The organism is Mycolicibacter minnesotensis (assembly GCF_010731755.1).
In the GTDB taxonomy this organism is placed as follows: domain Bacteria; phylum Actinomycetota; class Actinomycetes; order Mycobacteriales; family Mycobacteriaceae; genus Mycobacterium; species Mycobacterium minnesotense.
This window is the reverse complement of sequence record NZ_AP022589.1, coordinates 2,114,562-2,129,877: the sequence shown is the minus strand read 5'-3', so window position 1 is coordinate 2,129,877 and position 15,316 is coordinate 2,114,562. Positions and strand designations below refer to the sequence as shown.

Genomic DNA, 15,316 nt, shown 5'->3' with positions numbered 1-15,316 from the left:
AGCTGACGTACCCACCGAAAGGCGTCTCCCATGCCGATAGCGATCAACTCCGAGCACCAGGACCTCGCCGATTCCGTGCGGGCCCTGCTGACACGCGCCGTGCCCTCCGAGCTGCTGCACGCGGCCATGGACGCTCCGATCGAGAACCCACCGTCGTTCTGGCGAGCCGCGGCCGAGCAGGGACTGACAGGTCTGCACCTGGCCGAGGACGTCGGCGGACAGGGATTCGGAATCCTGGAGCTGGCGGTGGTGCTGGCCGAGTTCGGCTACGGCGCAGTACCGGGACCCTTCGTACCGTCGGCCATCGCCAGCGCCCTGATCGCCGCCAACAACCCCACGGCCGCTGAGCTGATCGGGCTGGCCAGTGGCGAGGTGATCGCCACCTACACGGTCAACCCGGGCCTCACCGCCACCGCCGGTGGGACGGGTTTGGTAGTCCGCGGCGAGGCTCGCGCCGTGGCCGCCGCCGCTCAGGCGTCCTTGCTGGTGCTGCCGGTGGCGCTCGAAGAGGCCACCACCTGGGTGCTGCTGCGCGCCGACCAGCTCGAGATCGAGCCGGTGGCGAGCGTGGACCCGCTGCGGCCCATCGCGCAGGTGCGCGCCGACGGCGTCGAGGTGAACAGCTCGGCGGTGTTGGGCAGCTTGTCGGGCGAACGCGCGCAGGCGCTGATCTCGACGCTGCTGTCCGCTGAGGCCATCGGCGTGGCCCGGTGGGCCACCGACACCGCGGCCGAATACGCCAAGATCCGGGAGCAGTTCGGTCGACCCATCGGCCAGTTCCAGGCCATCAAGCACAAGTGCGCGGAGATGATCGCCGACACCGAGCGGGCCACCGCCGCGGTATGGGACGCCGCCCGCGCTATCGACGAGGCCGACCAGAACGGATGGGAGGCAGCGGGTTCGACCGTGCAGTTCGCTACCGCGGTGGCTGCCACCTTGGCGCCCAGCGCCGCACAGCACTGCACGCAGGACTGCATTCAGGTGCATGGCGGAATCGGCTTCACCTGGGAGCACGACGCGGGCGTGTACTACCGGCGGGCACTGATCCTGGCGGCGTCCTTCGGCACCCGTTCGGCACACCCGCAGCAGGTGGTCGACACCGCCGCCGCCGGCGGCATGCGCAAGATCGACATCGACCTGGACCCCGACACCGAGAAGTTGCGTGCCGAGATCAGGGCCGAGGTCGCCGCGCTCAAAGCCATGGCGCAGGACGAGCGCACGGTCGCGATCGCCGAGGGCGGCTGGGTACTGCCCTACCTGCCCAAGCCCTGGGGGCGCGCCGCCGAACCGATCGAGCAGATCATCATCGAGCAGGAGTTCTCGTCCGGCCGGGTGCGGCGTCAGGCGCTGGGCATCGCCGCGTGGCTCATGCCGTCGATCGTGGCGTTCGGCACCGACGAGCAGAAGCAACGGTTCCTGCCGCCGACTTTCCGCGGGGAACTGGTGTGGTGCCAGCTGTTCTCCGAGCCCGGCGCGGGTTCAGACCTGGCCAGCCTGACCACCAAGGCCACCAAAGTCGACGGCGGCTGGCGGATCAGCGGCCAGAAGATCTGGACGTCGGCCGCACAGTTCTCGCAGTGGGGTGCCCTGCTGGCCCGAACCGACTCCTCGGCGCCCAAGCACGACGGCATCACCTACTTCCTGTTGGACATGAAGGCCGAGGGCGTGACCGTCAGCCCGCTGCGGGAACTCACCGGCGGCGCGATGTTCAACACCGTGTTCATCGACGACGTGTTCGTGCCGGACGAATTGGTCCTCGGCGAGGTGAACCGGGGCTGGGAGGTCAGCCGCAACACGCTGACCGCGGAGCGGGTGTCGATCGGCGGCAGCGAGATGCCGTTCCTGGCCAGCCTCGACGGGTTCGTGGAGTTCATCCGCGACGGCCAGTTCGATCATGGCGAGCAGCGGCGGGCCGGTCAGCTGATCGCAGAGGGGCACGCGGCAAAACTGCTCAATCTGCGCTCTACGCTGCTGACCTTGGCCGGCAAGGACCCGATGCCTGCGGCAGCGGTGTCCAAGCTGCTCTCAATGCGTACCGGCCAGGGTTATGCGGAGTTCGCGGTGGGCACATTCGCCGGTGACGCCGCGATCGGCGATCGCGAGCAGCTGCCCGGCAGGTGGGCCGAGTACCTGCTGATGAGCCGCGCCACCACCATCTATGGCGGCACCTCAGAGGTCCAGCTCAACATCATCGCCGAGCGGCTCTTGGGCCTGCCCCGGGATCCCTAGCGGGATTGCGCACTACCGTTGACACGGTGACCGATGCGCCTTTGCCCCCGGGTCGTCGTGGCCTGGTCGGGTCTTCAGAACGCGAGACTCTCGAGGCGTTCTTAGACGACTACCGCGACATCGTGGTGCACAAAGTATCCGGACTCTCGGAGGCCGACGCCCGCCGGCACCTGGTGTCGTCACCGACCACGGTGGGGGGATTGGTCAAGCACCTGCGCTGGGCGGAATTCGGCTGGTTCGAGCAGCTGTTGCAGGGCCAGCTCGATGACAACCGCCGCCCACACGATCGGGCTGTGGAATTCGATCTCTCCGAGGGCGATTCGCTGCCGGCGTTAGTGGCCGAGTACCGCCGGCAGTGCGAGCGGTCCCGGCAGATCGCCGCGGCATATCCGCTCGACCACACCGTGGCGCACCGACGCCTCGGTCGTGTGGCACTGCGCTGGATCTACATCCACATGCTCGAAGAGACCGCCCGGCACTGCGGCCAGATCGATATCCTGCGCGAACAACTCGACGGCGCAACGGGTTTCGACTGAGGCAATCGGCGATGGTCGCCCACGACGGCGTTGAGATTGCTTCTAGGGTTGTGAATCCGTCGGGCGCACGACCCTAGAAGCAATCTCGGTGCTGATGACTACAGGTCGCGCAGTTCGCGCTTGAGGATCTTGCCGGTGGGGTTACGCGGCAGCTCGTCGAGGAACACCACTTCCCGCGGCACCTTGTAGCGGGCCAAGTGTTCCTTGACGTAGACCTTGATGGTGTCCTCGTCGACGCTGGAACCTTCTTTGCGCACCACGAAGGCCCGCAGGCGTGCACCCCACTCTTTGTCGTCGACGCCCAATGCGGTCGCCTCGATCACCTCGGGGTGTCCGCTGATCAGGTCCTCGACTTCGGCGGGGAAGACGTTCTCGCCGCCGGAGACGATCATCTCGTCGTCGCGGCCACTGACATAGAGCAGCCCACGCTCGTCGAAGTAACCGACGTCGCCGGATGACAACAGACCGTCGATGATCTGCTTGCCTCCGCCACCGGTGTAGCCCTCGAACGGGAAGAAGTTGCCGACGAAGATCCGACCGACCTCGCCTCGCGGCACTTCGTTGCCGTTGTCGTCGAGGATCCTGACCTTGACGCCCTTGACCACCGGTCCCACGGTTGCAGCGTTGTGCTGGAGGTCGGCGGGCCCGGCGATGGTGGCGAAGGCGACCTCGGTGGAGCCGTACATGTTGTAGATGACCGGCCCCAGATCCTTCAAGGCCCGCGACGCCAGTTCGGCACCGAGCTGCGACCCGGAGACGAACACGATCCGCAGCGCGGACAGGTCCGGCTTGGGGCTGGTCTTCTCCAGCTGGTCGAGGATCCGCGACAACATGACCGGGACGACGACCATGCCCGTCACCTTGTACTTCTCCAGGTCTTCGAGCACGGTGGCCGGCTTGAAGCGACGCCGCAGCACCAAGGTCGAGCCGAAGAACATCGCCAAGGTGCCATGCAGGTATCCCAGTGCGTGGAACATCGGCGAGGGCAGCGATGTCACCTCACCGGCCCGGAACGGGACGTGCGACAAGATGCCGCCGATAGGCGCCAGCGTGGGCGGCGTACTGCGGTTGGCGCCCTTGGGGGTACCGGTGGTGCCCGATGTCAGGATGATGATCGAGGCGGGCTTGGTGATCTTGGGTGCCGGCGCCTTGCTGCTGCGCGCGATCAGCTGTGCCAGCGTCTCGTCGGCGCTGCCCGACGGCTCATCGGTGTCCGGATTGACACCGAGTGCCCGCAACTTGCCCAGCGTGGGCTCGGCCTGCGCAACGGCGGCGGTGTACTCGTCGTCGTAGATGATCAGTTTGGCGCCTTCACGTTCGGAGACGTCCTTGATCTGCGGGCCGGAGAATTCGCTGTTCAGCAGGATCAGCCGGGCACCGACCCGGGCACAGCCGTAGTTGGCGATCAGGAACCAGCGATGGTTGCGGGCCAGGATCGCCACCCCGTCACCACCGCGCACACCCATCGCAAGCAGGCCGTTGGCCACCGCGTTGACGGCGTCGTCGAGTTCTTTGAACGTGATGCTGCCGTCGTCGTCGATGACGGCGAGGCCGTTCGGGTTCCGGCGGGCATTGAGCGCGGGAATCATCCCGAGCTCGCCCCAGCGCGCCCCATCGGCCAGCGCACTGGCGATGAACCGTGGGGACTCCAGCTTCAGGGCGCCCGACTGCAGGATCTTGCGCAAATAGTGCAACTCGGCGCCACCGCGTTCGAGATAGCGACCGAGCTTGGTTACGGCCTGGCTGGGCAGGTCAGTGAGCTTAGCCATGAGACAACCTTATGTGACGCAGATCGCCGTCGGGCGGCGGATGGTGGCCTCTCATTAACATGGGCGCATGGCCGGCGGGTTGTCGCTGGACGTGGCGGCGCACCGGGTGGTGGTCACCCACCCGGACAAGGTGGTGTTCCCAGGGGGAATAGCCAGCGCCCCACGTACCAAGCTCGAGCTGATTCGGTACTACCTGTCGGTGGCCGACGGCGCGTTGCGGGGCGTGGCGGGACGGCCGATGATCCTCAAGCGTTTTCTCGACGGCATCGGCGCCGAGGCCATCTTTCAGAAGCGTGCACCGACCAACCGCCCGGACTGCGTGTCGGTCGCGGAACTGCGCTACGCCTCCGGCCGCTCGGCGCACGAAGTCGTGGTCGACGACGCGGCCGGACTGGCGTGGGTGATCAATCTGGGCTGCGTGGATCTCAATCCCCATCCGGTGCTCGCCGCCGACCTGGAGCATCCCGATGAGTTGCGGGTCGACCTCGATCCGATGCCGGGCGTCGGGTGGTCGGCGATCGTCGAGGTGACCCTGCTTGCCCGCGAAGTGCTGGCCGACCACGGGCTGACAGCCTGGCCGAAGACCTCGGGCTCGCGAGGCATGCACATCTACGCGCGGATCACGCCCGAGTGGGAGTTCGCCCAGGTTCGCCTGGCAGCCCAGGCGGTGGCCCGCGAGATCGAGCGGCGTGCCCCGCAGCTGGCCACCAGCCGGTGGTGGAAGGAAGAGCGGCACGGCGTCTTTGTGGACTTCAACCAGAACGCCAAGGACCGCACTGTCGCCTCTGCCTACTCCGTGCGCGCCACCGCCGATGCTCGGGTCTCGACGCCGCTGTATTGGGAGGAAGTCGCCGACGCCGATCCGGCGGCGTTCACGCTGGACACCGTGCCGCAGCGGTACGCCCAGCTGGGCGATCCGTGGGCGGGCATGGACGCGGCCGCCGGCAGGCTGGAATCGCTGTTGGAACTGGCCCAAGCGCAGGGCCCCGCGGAGCGGGCGCCACGCGGGGCCCGCAAGAGTGTCGACGGCCGGCGCACGTCCCCGTTGCCGTTGATCGAGATAGCCCGCACCAAGACGCGCGATGAGGCGCTGGCCGCCCTGGAGGTCTGGCGGCAAAGCCATCCCGCGGTAGTGCAGCAGCTGGCGCCCGAAGATGTCTTGATCGACGGCATGCGCGGTCCGAGTTCGCTGTACTACCGGGTGCGGATCAACCTGCAGCACGTCGCGCAGGCGCAGCGCCCGCCGCAGGAAGATCTGATCGCCGACTACAGCCCGTGGAGGAGCCCGCAGAAGAAGGGGCCGGGCGCACAGCCCTAGCGCTAGCCTGCGCCTCGCAAGTAGCTCTGCCGGCCGTAGGACGTGAATTCGGCGTCCAGACAGCGCTTGTCGTCATCGGTCATGCGGGTGTACTCGGGGGCACCCCGTCCGACCCAGCGGTATACCGGCTCGCACGTGTGCCAACGCTGCGCCTGCAACTCACGTTTGAGCACCTTGTTCGAACCGGTGACGGGCAGACCCGCGGAGACCCGCAGAAACCGCGGGACACCCTTGCTGCCCAGATCGGGCTGGGCGGCCAGATACCCGGCGAAGGCCGACACGTCGAAGCTGTCGGGGTCGGCGACCTCGATGGCGCCCATCACCTGGTCGCCGGAGCGGGGGTCGGGCACCGCGTAGACGCCGGCACTGATGATCAGCGGGTGCCGGCGCAGCACCCGCTCGATAGTCAGCGCGGAGGTGTTCTCGCCGTCGACCCGGATCCAGTCGCCGCGGCGGCCGGCGAAGTACACGAAGCCGGCCTCGTCGAAGTAGCCGAGGTCGCCGGTCCAGTACCACCCGTCCCGGACTTTCTCGGAGTCCGCGGCGTCGTTCTTGTAGTAGCCCTCGAAGTCGCGCGCCCCAGACTTGTCGACGATCTCACCCACCGCGTCGTCGGCGTTACACACCCTGCCGTGCTCGTCGAGAATCGCCGGGGGGCATTCGGCACGGGTCGTCGGATCGACGATCGCGATGCCCGCATGCGCCGGGCGCCCCAGCGCGCCGGGCGGCGCCGCCGGATCCGGTATCGCGGCGTTGCCGCCCTCGCTGGAGCCGTAGCCCTCATGCAGGACCGCGCCGAAGCGACGGAGAAACTCGGCCTGGTCTTGCGGAGACGCCTCGGTGCCGAAGCCGCGAACCAGGGCGTTGTCGCCGTCGTCGGGCCCTTCCGGGGTCGCCAGCAGATAGCCCAGGGCCTTGCCCACGTAGGTGAAGAACGTTGCGCCGAAGTAGCGCACGTCGGGCAGGAACTGCGACGCCGAGAACTTCGGCGTCAGACAGATCGTGGCACCGTTGGCCAGTGCGGGCGCCCACAGCGCCATAATCGCGTTGCCGTGGAACAGCGGCATGCAGCAGTAGTCGATGTCGGAGCGGACGTGACCGAATTTGGCGGTGGCCGCTTCGGCGATCCGGACCAGCCGGCCCTGGCTGCACTTGACCGCCTTGGAGGCGCCGGTGGTGCCGGAGGTGAACAGCAACAGCAGCAGCGATGCTGCGTCCACTCCGGCGGCAGCGGCAGGCTCCACCCGATGCCGCTCGACCAAGGCCGGGTAGCCGGGGTCGTCGATGACCAGGAAGCGCGCGGGGTCCAGGCCGTGGTCCAGTCCGCGTAGCCGATCCATGCCGGTTGCGTCGGTGACGATCAGCTGGCAGTCCGCGTGCCGGATCTCGGCGGCCATCTCGGCGTCACCGCGGGTGGGGTTGATGCCGACGATGACTGCGCCCCCCAGCGCCCCGGCGCCGAGCCAGAACACGAAGTCCGCAACATTGTCCAGCAGCACTCCGATGTGAAACGGCCCATCGTGGCGCAGCGTGGCGGCCAGCGCGGCCCGCGCGGCCGATTCACGCACCACCTCGTCCCAGGTCCAGTCCCGCTGCCGGGTTCGCAGTCCGGGGTGCTGGTCGCCAAGGCGATCGAGCAGCATGCCCGCGATATCGGTGGGCATTCAGTCGGGTGCGTGACGCAGATCGAAGTACTGCTGCGGGAGCACGGGATCCATGCGCCGAGGCTACCGCGGACGGGGCATGGGAACCGCGGCTTCAGTTGATCGTGAAGCCACCGTCGACGGCGATGGTCTGCCCGGTGACGTAGCCGCCGGCATCGGAGGCCAGCCACAGCACCGACGCCGCGAGGTCTTCGGGATCGCCCATCCGGCCCAGCACGATGCGGTGGGAGATGCTTTCCAGATAGCCCGGGCGGTACTGCTCGGTCATCTCTGATTCGAAGAAGCCCGGCGCGATCGCGTTGACCCGAATCCCCTTACGCTCGCCCCACTGCTGGGCCAGATCCCGGGTCAGCCCGATGAGCCCTGCTTTGCTGGCTGCGTAGGCCGCCTGCGGCAGCCCGGCGGTGGTCAGGCCGAGAATGCTGGAGATGTTGACGATCGACGAGCCGGGCTGCATCACCCGTCCGCAGGCCTGCGCTGCCCAGTAGGCGCCGTTGAGGTTGACGTCGATGACCTCGCGGAACTGTTCCGGGGTTTCGCGGGTGGCCGGATGCGCCGTCCCGATTCCGGCATTGTTGATCAGCACGTCGACTCGGCCGAACCGCTCCATCGCGGCGTCCACCATGGCCGTAGCGGCAGCCGGGTCCGCGATGTCGGTGGCCACCGGCAGGCCCACCCGGCCGGCAGCAGCCACCAGATCAGCCGCCTGCGCCAACTTCTCCACGCGCCGCGCCGCCAGCACCACGTCGGCACCGGCCTCGGCGAAGGCCTTGGCGAAGTACACCCCGAGGCCCGAGGATGCCCCGGTCACCACGACGACCCTGCCGTCCATGCGGAACTTGTCCAGTACGCTCACCCGACTCACCTTTCCTGACTTTCAGTTCTGCTTCAACGCTTTTAGAGCCGCGGCGATGAATTCCGGCGTGGCCTGCGCCGCTTCATCGGCGTTCTGCACATCCTGGGCACCGTGCTGGGCGCGGTGGGTGATTCCCTTGGCGATGACTCCGATTTTGAAGCTCGCCAACGCCTGGTAGAAACTCCAGCCGCTCAGGTCACGGCCCGACTGCTGCGCGTACTGCTCGGCCAGGGTGTCGGCCGATGGCAAACGCTCGCTGGTCCAGGCCGCGGGATGGCCGAATACCAGGTCGAACGCCGGCGACCGGTAGGCACACATCAATGCGATATCGGTGAGCGGATCACCGAGGGTGGACAACTCCCAGTCCACCACGGCACGGATCCGGTCCACGTGCTCTGGATCGCAGATGGTGTTGTCGATGCGGAAATCGCCATGCACCACCGAGGGCTGCGACGTCTGCGGAATGCTCTCGCTCAGCGCGGCGGCCAGTTTCTCCACGTCCACGGAGAGTGCGGCATCGGCCTCGCCGGCCTTGACCAGGTCCCACTGCCGGGCCCACAGGCGGACCTGGCGCTCCAGGAACCCGTCGGGCCTGCCGAAGGATTCGAGCCCGACGGCGCGATAGTCCACCGCGTGAAGATCCACCAGGACCCGAACCAGCGCCGCGGCATTGGCGGCCAATTCCGGGTCCGTCAGGGAATCCAGGTCGTCCTTATGCCGGTAGACCCGGCCGGTCACGAACTCCGTCACGGTCAACGGGGCGCCGCAGACCACACCTTCGGCGTCCAACGCCACGGGCCGGGCGATCGGAACTCCCGTGCCGTAGAGCTTTTCGGTGACGACGAACTCGCGGCCCACATCGTGCGCTGAGGGAGTGAGCCCGCCGAGCGGCGGGCGGCGTACCACCCAGGCCGACACGTCGTCGCCGACTTTGAAGGTGAGGTTCGACCGGCCGCCGGCGATCAGTTCGACGGTGAGCTCACCCGTAACCGGAACATCCTGTGCGACAAGGTACTGCCGCAGGGCAACCGGGTCCAGCGCCTGGACCGTCACTGACCGGCGTCCTTGCGCGCCCGCCGCGCCGCCCCGACCCGCCGCTTGGCGATGGCCCAGCGGTGCACCTCCGAGGGGCCGTCGTACACCCGGAACGGGCGCACCTCGCGGGAGAGCCGCGCCGGTGGCAGGTCCTCGGTGACTCCGAGCGCCCCACACATCTGCACACTGCGGTCGACGATCCGGAAGATGGCCTCGGCGGCGAAAGTCTTGGCGATCGACGTCGCATCGCCGGCATTGCCGCCCTGATCCAGTTCCCAGCACGCGCGTACCAGCAGCGACCGCGTGGCCGCGATATCGATCTCGTTGTCGGCCACCATGTTCTGGATCATGCCCAGATCACCCAGCGCCGACCCGAACGCCTCGCGTGTCACGATGTGCGACAGCGCGGTGTCATGGCCACGCCGCGCGGCGCCAAGCCAGCGCATGACGTGCGTCATCCGCGCGGGCCCCAGCCGGACCTGGGCGTATTCGAAACCGCGGTCCACCTCGCCCAGCACCGCCTCGTCGGGAACCCGGACGTCCTCGAAGAACACCTCGCAGTGCCCGCCCACCATGGAGCGATCGAGGGTGGGGATGTGCCGGCCGACGGTCAGGCCCGGGGTATCGGCGGGTACCAGAAACATGGTGGCCCCGCCGCGCTGGCCGGCCTCGCCGGAGGTCCTGGCCATGACGATGAAGAATCCGGCACCGTCGGCACCGGTGATGTACCACTTGCGACCGTTGATGTACCAATCGCCCGAGCGACGTTCGGCGGTGGTGGCCAGTGCCGACGGATCCGAGCCCGCGCCCGGCGCAGGTTCGGTCATCGCGAAGGCGGACCGCACCTCGCCGGCCGCCAGCGGTGCAAGGTAACGAGCCTTCTGATCGGGACTGGCCACCTCGGCCAGCAGATGCACGTTGCCCTCGTCGGGGGCGGCGATGTTGACCGCTGACGGCCCGAACAGGGAGTAGCCCGCCGCCTCGAACACCGGCGCGCGGTCGGACATGTTCAGCCCGAGCCCGCCGTACTCGACGGGCGCGTGCGGCGCGAACACGCCCGCGTCGCGGGCCGCGGCCTGCAGTTCTTGCACCGTGGCGTCCCCGCCCGCGGCAGCGATGTCGCCACCGTGGCGGTCTTCGACCGGAAGTACCACTTCTTCGATGAATGCCCGCGTCTTCTCGACCAGCGCCGTCACGTCCGGCGAGTAGCTCAACTCGATCGCCATGTCACCCCATCACCCACTCGCATTTACCGACCGATCACTCGGCCCGAACACTACGGACTGTGACACAACGGAGCATTTGCCGTCAAAAAACGGTTCAGGGGCGCAGATTCCGCTGCGGTATAGTTCAGTATTCCTGAACAACAGCGGAGGTGACGGTGGCAGGCTCGCAGCAGTGCGGCACCGCGATCCGCGCCGCACGCCGTGCCCGGGGCCTGACCGTCCGAGACCTCGCACAGTGCCTTCGGGTCAGCCCCGCCACGGTGAGCGCGATCGAGAACGGCAAAACGGGGATCTCGGTGTCGCGACTTCAGGAGTGCGCCGGAGCTCTCGGCGTGACGCCGGCCCAGATCCTTGCCGGCACCGTCACCCGCCCTCCGGTCAATCCGCGACGCGCGCAGGACGGCGACGCCGACGCGGGCCCCCGCGACTGGAGACGCTTTCCGCCCCTGGCGCTGGACGGCGTGTTGGCGGCGGCCATCGACGCCTTCGTTCAGACCGGCTATCACGGCAGCACCATGCGGGACATCTCTGCCCGCGCCGGTATGAGTGTTCCCGGGATCTACCACCACTACCCCGACAAGCAGACCCTGCTGGTCGCGATCCTCGACCTGACGATGACCGAACTGCATTGGCGAGTCGACGCCGCCCGCGCCGAAGCCACGTCCGGTCTCGATGAGGTGCGCCTGGCCGTGGAAGCTCTGGCACTGTTCCACACCCACCGCCAGAAGCTGGCGTTCATCGGAGCCAGCGAGATGCGCAGCCTTACCGCCGCGAATCGCCAACGGATCGCGGACTCGCGAAATCACCTGCAACACATGCTCGACGCAGCAATCGACCGTTGCGCATGGGAGTGCGCCGTCGACGTCGGCGACATTCTGAACCGCCGGATCGCCGGACGCGCCATCACGACCATGTGCACCTCGCTGCCGCAATGGTTCAACGCCGACGGCCCCGCCACGCCGGAAGAAACCGCACGCACCTACGCCGATTTCGCGGTCGCGCTGCTCACCGGACACCGCAGCCCCGGACTGGCTTCCCCACCCCCGCCCATCGACGGCAGAATGTGACCCGTGTCGGCTACCTGGCAGTTCTGGATCGACCGGGGCGGCACGTTCACCGACATCGTGGCCCGCCACCCCGACGGCCACCTGCTCACCCACAAGCTCCTCTCGGAGAACCCCGGCAACTACCGCGACGCTGCCGTGGCCGGAATCCGTGCGCTGCTGCAGCTCGACGACACCGCGCCGATTCCGACCGGGCTGATCGACTCGGTGCGGATGGGCACCACGGTGGCCACCAATGCGCTGCTTGAGCGCGCCGGCGAGCGCACCCTGCTGATCATCACGCGGGGCTTCGGCGACGCGCTGCGGATCGCCTATCAGAATCGGCCGCGCATCTTCGACCGGCACATCGTGGCGCCCGAGCAACTCTACGAACGCACCATCGAGGTCGACGAACGCATCACCGCCGACGGGACCGTATTGCAGACACCCGACCTGGAGGCATTGGCGGGGCCACTACGCGCCGCCCACGCAGACGGTATCGCCGCGTGCGCGGTGGTGTGCCTGCACAGCTACCGCAATGCCGCGCATGAGAAGGCGATCGCCGAGCTCGCCCGCCGGATCGGATTCACCCAGGTCTCCCTGTCGTGCGAGGCCAGTCCACTACCCAAATTGATTCCCCGTGGCGACACCGCCGTCGTCGACGCCTACCTGTCACCGGTACTGCGCCGCTACGTGGCGCAGGTGGCCGACCAGCTGACCGACGTGCGGCTGATGTTCATGCAGTCCAACGGCGGCCTGGCGGCCGCAGATCACTTCCGCGGCAAAGACGCGATCCTGTCCGGGCCCGCCGGCGGGATCGTCGGCATGGTCCGCATGTCGGCGCTGGCCGGCTTCGACTCGGTGATCGGGTTCGACATGGGCGGCACTTCCACCGACGTGTCGCACTACAGCGTGGCCACCGGCGGATACGAGCGGGTGTTCACCACCGAGGTTGCCGGGGTGCGGCTGCGGGCACCGATGCTGCACATCCATACGGTCGCGGCGGGCGGCGGCTCGATCCTGCACTTCGACGGAAGTCGGTATCGGGTGGGCCCGGAGTCCGCCGGCGCCAACCCCGGACCGGCCTGCTACCGGCGCGGCGGTCCCTTGACCGTCACCGATGCCAACGTGATGCTCGGTCGGATCCAGTCCGCCCACTTCCCGGCCGTGTTCGGCGACGCCGGCGACCAGCCGCTGGATGCCGCGACCGTCGAGCGGTCCTTTGCCGCCTTGGCCAACGAAATCAGCATCGCCACCGGCGACGCGCGCAGTCCCGAACAGGTGGCCGAGGGATTCCTGCGCATCGCCGTGGCGAACATGGCCAATGCCGTCAAGAAGATCTCGGTGGCCAAGGGCCACGACATCACCCGCTACGCCCTGACCACCTTCGGCGGAGCCGGGGGGCAGCACGCCTGCGCGGTCGCCGACGAACTCGGTATCCGCACGGTGCTGGTGCCGCCCATGGCGGGGGTGCTCTCCGCACTCGGGATCGGACTGGCCGACACCACGGTGATTCGTGAACGCGCGACAGAGATACCGCTGGAGGCCGAGAACCTCGCCGAACTAGGCAACGTCGCCGACGACCTGGAACGACAGGCGCGCAACGAGCTTGCCGCCCAGGATGTCTCGCCCGAGCGAATCCGAATCATCCGGCGCGTGCACCTGCGTTACGCGGGCACCGACACCTCGATCCCCGTCGAGCTCGGTGACCTGACCGCGATGACGACGGCTTTCGGGGACAGCCACCGCAGCATGTACTCGTTTCTGATGGAACGCCCGCTGATCGCCGAGGCGGTCGCCGTCGAGGCAACAGGGCTCACCGCGCAACCCGAGTTGTTCCAGCCAGGCGGCAGCACCACGTCCGGCCGCAGCGGCGCCATGGTGCGCCTGTATAGCGGCGGCGCCTGGCGCGATGCACCGCTGTACCGGCGGGAATCGCTCGCCGACATGGTGACCGGGCCGGCCATCATCGCCGAGGACAACGCCACCACGGTGGTCGATGAGGGCTGGCAGGCTCAGCTGACCGCCGACGGACAGCTGGTGCTGCAACAGCTCGCCACCACCGCAGCGGCCGCGGCGGGCACCGCGGCCGATCCCGTGCTGCTGGAGATCTTCAACAACCTGTTCATGGCGATCGCCGAGCAGATGGGCGCCCGATTGGAGGCCACCTCCCAGTCGGTGAACATCCGCGAACGGCTGGACTTCTCCTGCGCGCTGTTTGATGCGCACGGCAACCTGGTGGCCAATGCACCGCATATCCCGGTACACCTGGGCTCGATGGGCGCGACCGTCAAGGAAGTGATCGCGCGCAGGGCCGCGACCATGCGGCCCGGTCAGGTCTATGCGGTCAACGATCCGTACCACGGCGGCACGCATCTCCCCGACATCACTGTCGTCACCCCGGTGTACGCCGATTGCGCCACCGAAGACGACCCCGTGTTGTTCTTCGTCGCCTCGCGCGGTCACCACGCCGAGATCGGCGGAACCACACCCGGTTCCATGCCGGCAGACAGCCACTCCGTGGTCGAGGAGGGCGTGCTGTTCGACAACTGGCTGTTGGTCGACGACGGGCAATTCCGCGAAGAGGCGACCCGCGCGCTTCTGGCGGGCGCGACGTATCCCTCGCGTAGCCCGGAGACCAACCTCGCCGATCTTCGCGCACAGATCGCCGCCAACAACAAGGGCATCGACGAGATCCATTCCATGATCGCCCATTTCGGCCTGGAGGTCGTACAGGCCTACATGCGCCACGTGCAGGACAACGCCGAAGAAGCCGTCCGCCGTGTCATCGATTCCCTCGACGACGGCGAGTTCCACTATGAGATGGACTCCGGCGCAACCATCGCGGTACGCGTCGCCGTCGACCGCGCGGCGCGCAGCGCCGTCATCGACTTCGAGGGAACGTCGACGCAATTGACGACGAACTTCAATGCGCCGTCCTCGGTGGCCACGGCCGCGGTGCTCTATGTCTTCCGAACTCTGGTGGCCGACGACATCCCGATCAATGACGGTTGCCTGCGCCCGCTGCAGATCAGGATCCCGGCCGGGACGCTGTTGTCGCCCGCGTACCCGGCCGCGGTGGTAGCCGGCAACGTCGAGACCTCCCAAGCCATCACCGGCGCATTGCTGGCTGCCCTGAGCGTGCAGGCCGAAGGCTCGGGAACCATGAACAACGTCACGTTCGGCAACACCGGCCACCAGTACTACGAGACGCTCGGCTCCGGGTCCGGCGCAGGACAAGGCTTCGACGGCGCCTCGGTGGTGCAGACCCACATGACTAATTCGCGGCTCACCGACCCCGAGATCCTGGAGATGCGCTTTCCGGTCTTACTGCGCGAGTTCTCGATACGCCACGGCAGTGGCGGTACCGGACATTGGCGCGGCGGCGATGGCGGGCTGCGGCGAATCGAGTTCCTCGAACAGATGACGGTCAGCGTGCTGACGGGGCACCGGCGGGTTGCGCCCTACGGGATGGCAGGCGGCCTGCCCGGAGGGTTGGGCCGCAACCGCGTGGAACGCGCCGACGGCACCGTGACCGAGTTGGCCGGATGCGATTCCGTCGACGTTTTCCACGGGGACGTGCTGGTGATCGAAACTCCGGGCGGTGGCGGGTATGGCGAGCCCCGCTGATCGGAGTTAA

At 67.9% G+C, this 15,316-nt stretch carries 10 protein-coding genes; 5 read left to right on the top strand and 5 right to left on the bottom strand.

The genetic code is table 11. The annotated features are described in order from the left end of the window. Nucleotides 1-30: 30 nt before the first annotated feature. Together G6N09_RS09835 and G6N09_RS09830 are read left to right on the top strand one after the other, a co-directional pair. Nucleotides 31-2,229 (top strand): acyl-CoA dehydrogenase family protein, encoded by a 2,199-nt coding sequence (locus tag G6N09_RS09835; RefSeq protein WP_083026526.1) that lies wholly within the window; start codon nucleotides 31-33, stop codon nucleotides 2,227-2,229. A 26-nt stretch (nucleotides 2,230-2,255) separates the two neighbouring features. Continuing rightward, nucleotides 2,256-2,765, top strand: coding sequence for a DinB family protein (locus G6N09_RS09830; protein WP_083026524.1), 510 nt, complete (start codon nucleotides 2,256-2,258; stop codon nucleotides 2,763-2,765). Nucleotides 2,766-2,863: 98 nt separating this feature from the next. Here the strand turns inward: G6N09_RS09830 and fadD2 are convergent, their stop codons facing one another. Beyond that, a complete protein-coding gene (gene fadD2, locus G6N09_RS09825) occupies nucleotides 2,864-4,534 on the bottom strand; it encodes a long-chain-fatty-acid--CoA ligase FadD2 (RefSeq protein WP_083026523.1) in 1,671 nt (556 codons plus the stop codon). A 67-nt stretch (nucleotides 4,535-4,601) separates the two neighbouring features. On the opposite strand from fadD2, the gene G6N09_RS09820 reads away from it, so the two are divergent. Next, the gene (locus G6N09_RS09820) at nucleotides 4,602-5,852 is read left to right on the top strand and encodes a DNA polymerase domain-containing protein (RefSeq protein WP_083026521.1); all 1,251 of its coding nucleotides are present in this window, start codon (nucleotides 4,602-4,604) and stop codon (nucleotides 5,850-5,852) included. 2 nt (nucleotides 5,853-5,854) lie between these two features. Here G6N09_RS09820 and G6N09_RS09815 read toward each other — a convergent pair whose 3' ends face one another. The 4 genes from G6N09_RS09815 to G6N09_RS09800 form a co-directional block, all read right to left on the bottom strand. Then, complete coding sequence (locus G6N09_RS09815; RefSeq protein WP_083026519.1) at nucleotides 5,855-7,516, bottom strand: steroid-22-oyl-CoA synthetase; 1,662 nt, start codon at nucleotides 7,514-7,516, stop codon at nucleotides 5,855-5,857. Between the two features lie 94 nt (nucleotides 7,517-7,610). Beyond that, nucleotides 7,611-8,372, bottom strand: a complete 762-nt coding sequence (locus G6N09_RS09810) for an SDR family NAD(P)-dependent oxidoreductase (protein WP_083026517.1) — start codon at nucleotides 8,370-8,372, stop codon at nucleotides 7,611-7,613. Nucleotides 8,373-8,393: 21 nt separating this feature from the next. Next, a complete protein-coding gene (locus tag G6N09_RS09805; protein ID WP_083026516.1) occupies nucleotides 8,394-9,425 on the bottom strand; it encodes a phosphotransferase family protein in 1,032 nt (343 codons plus the stop codon). Then, nucleotides 9,422-10,633, bottom strand: a complete 1,212-nt coding sequence (locus tag G6N09_RS09800) for an acyl-CoA dehydrogenase family protein (protein WP_083026514.1) — start codon at nucleotides 10,631-10,633, stop codon at nucleotides 9,422-9,424. The genes G6N09_RS09805 and G6N09_RS09800 overlap by 4 nt, the downstream gene beginning before the upstream one ends. A 155-nt stretch (nucleotides 10,634-10,788) precedes the next feature. Here G6N09_RS09800 and G6N09_RS09795 point away from each other — a divergent pair, with 155 nt between their 5' ends. Beyond that, nucleotides 10,789-11,700 (top strand): type II toxin-antitoxin system RelB family anti-toxin, encoded by a 912-nt coding sequence (locus G6N09_RS09795; protein ID WP_083026583.1) that lies wholly within the window; start codon nucleotides 10,789-10,791, stop codon nucleotides 11,698-11,700. 3 nt (nucleotides 11,701-11,703) lie between these two features. Beyond that, nucleotides 11,704-15,306 carry a hydantoinase B/oxoprolinase family protein gene (locus tag G6N09_RS09790; protein ID WP_083026513.1) on the top strand — a complete coding sequence of 1,201 codons (3,603 nt, stop codon included), beginning with the start codon at nucleotides 11,704-11,706 and terminating at the stop codon, nucleotides 15,304-15,306. The last annotated feature ends 10 nt before the right edge of the window (nucleotides 15,307-15,316 follow it).

Coding starts and splice junctions, on each gene's coding strand:
- G6N09_RS09835 (WP_083026526.1), top strand. CDS start 31: ATGCCGATAGCGATCAACTCCGAGCACCAGGACCTCGCCGATTCCGTG.
- fadD2 (WP_083026523.1), bottom strand. CDS start 4,534: ATGGCTAAGCTCACTGACCTGCCCAGCCAGGCCGTAACCAAGCTCGGT.
- G6N09_RS09820 (WP_083026521.1), top strand. CDS start 4,602: ATGGCCGGCGGGTTGTCGCTGGACGTGGCGGCGCACCGGGTGGTGGTC.
- G6N09_RS09815 (WP_083026519.1), bottom strand. CDS start 7,516: ATGCCCACCGATATCGCGGGCATGCTGCTCGATCGCCTTGGCGACCAG.
- G6N09_RS09800 (WP_083026514.1), bottom strand. CDS start 10,633: ATGGCGATCGAGTTGAGCTACTCGCCGGACGTGACGGCGCTGGTCGAG.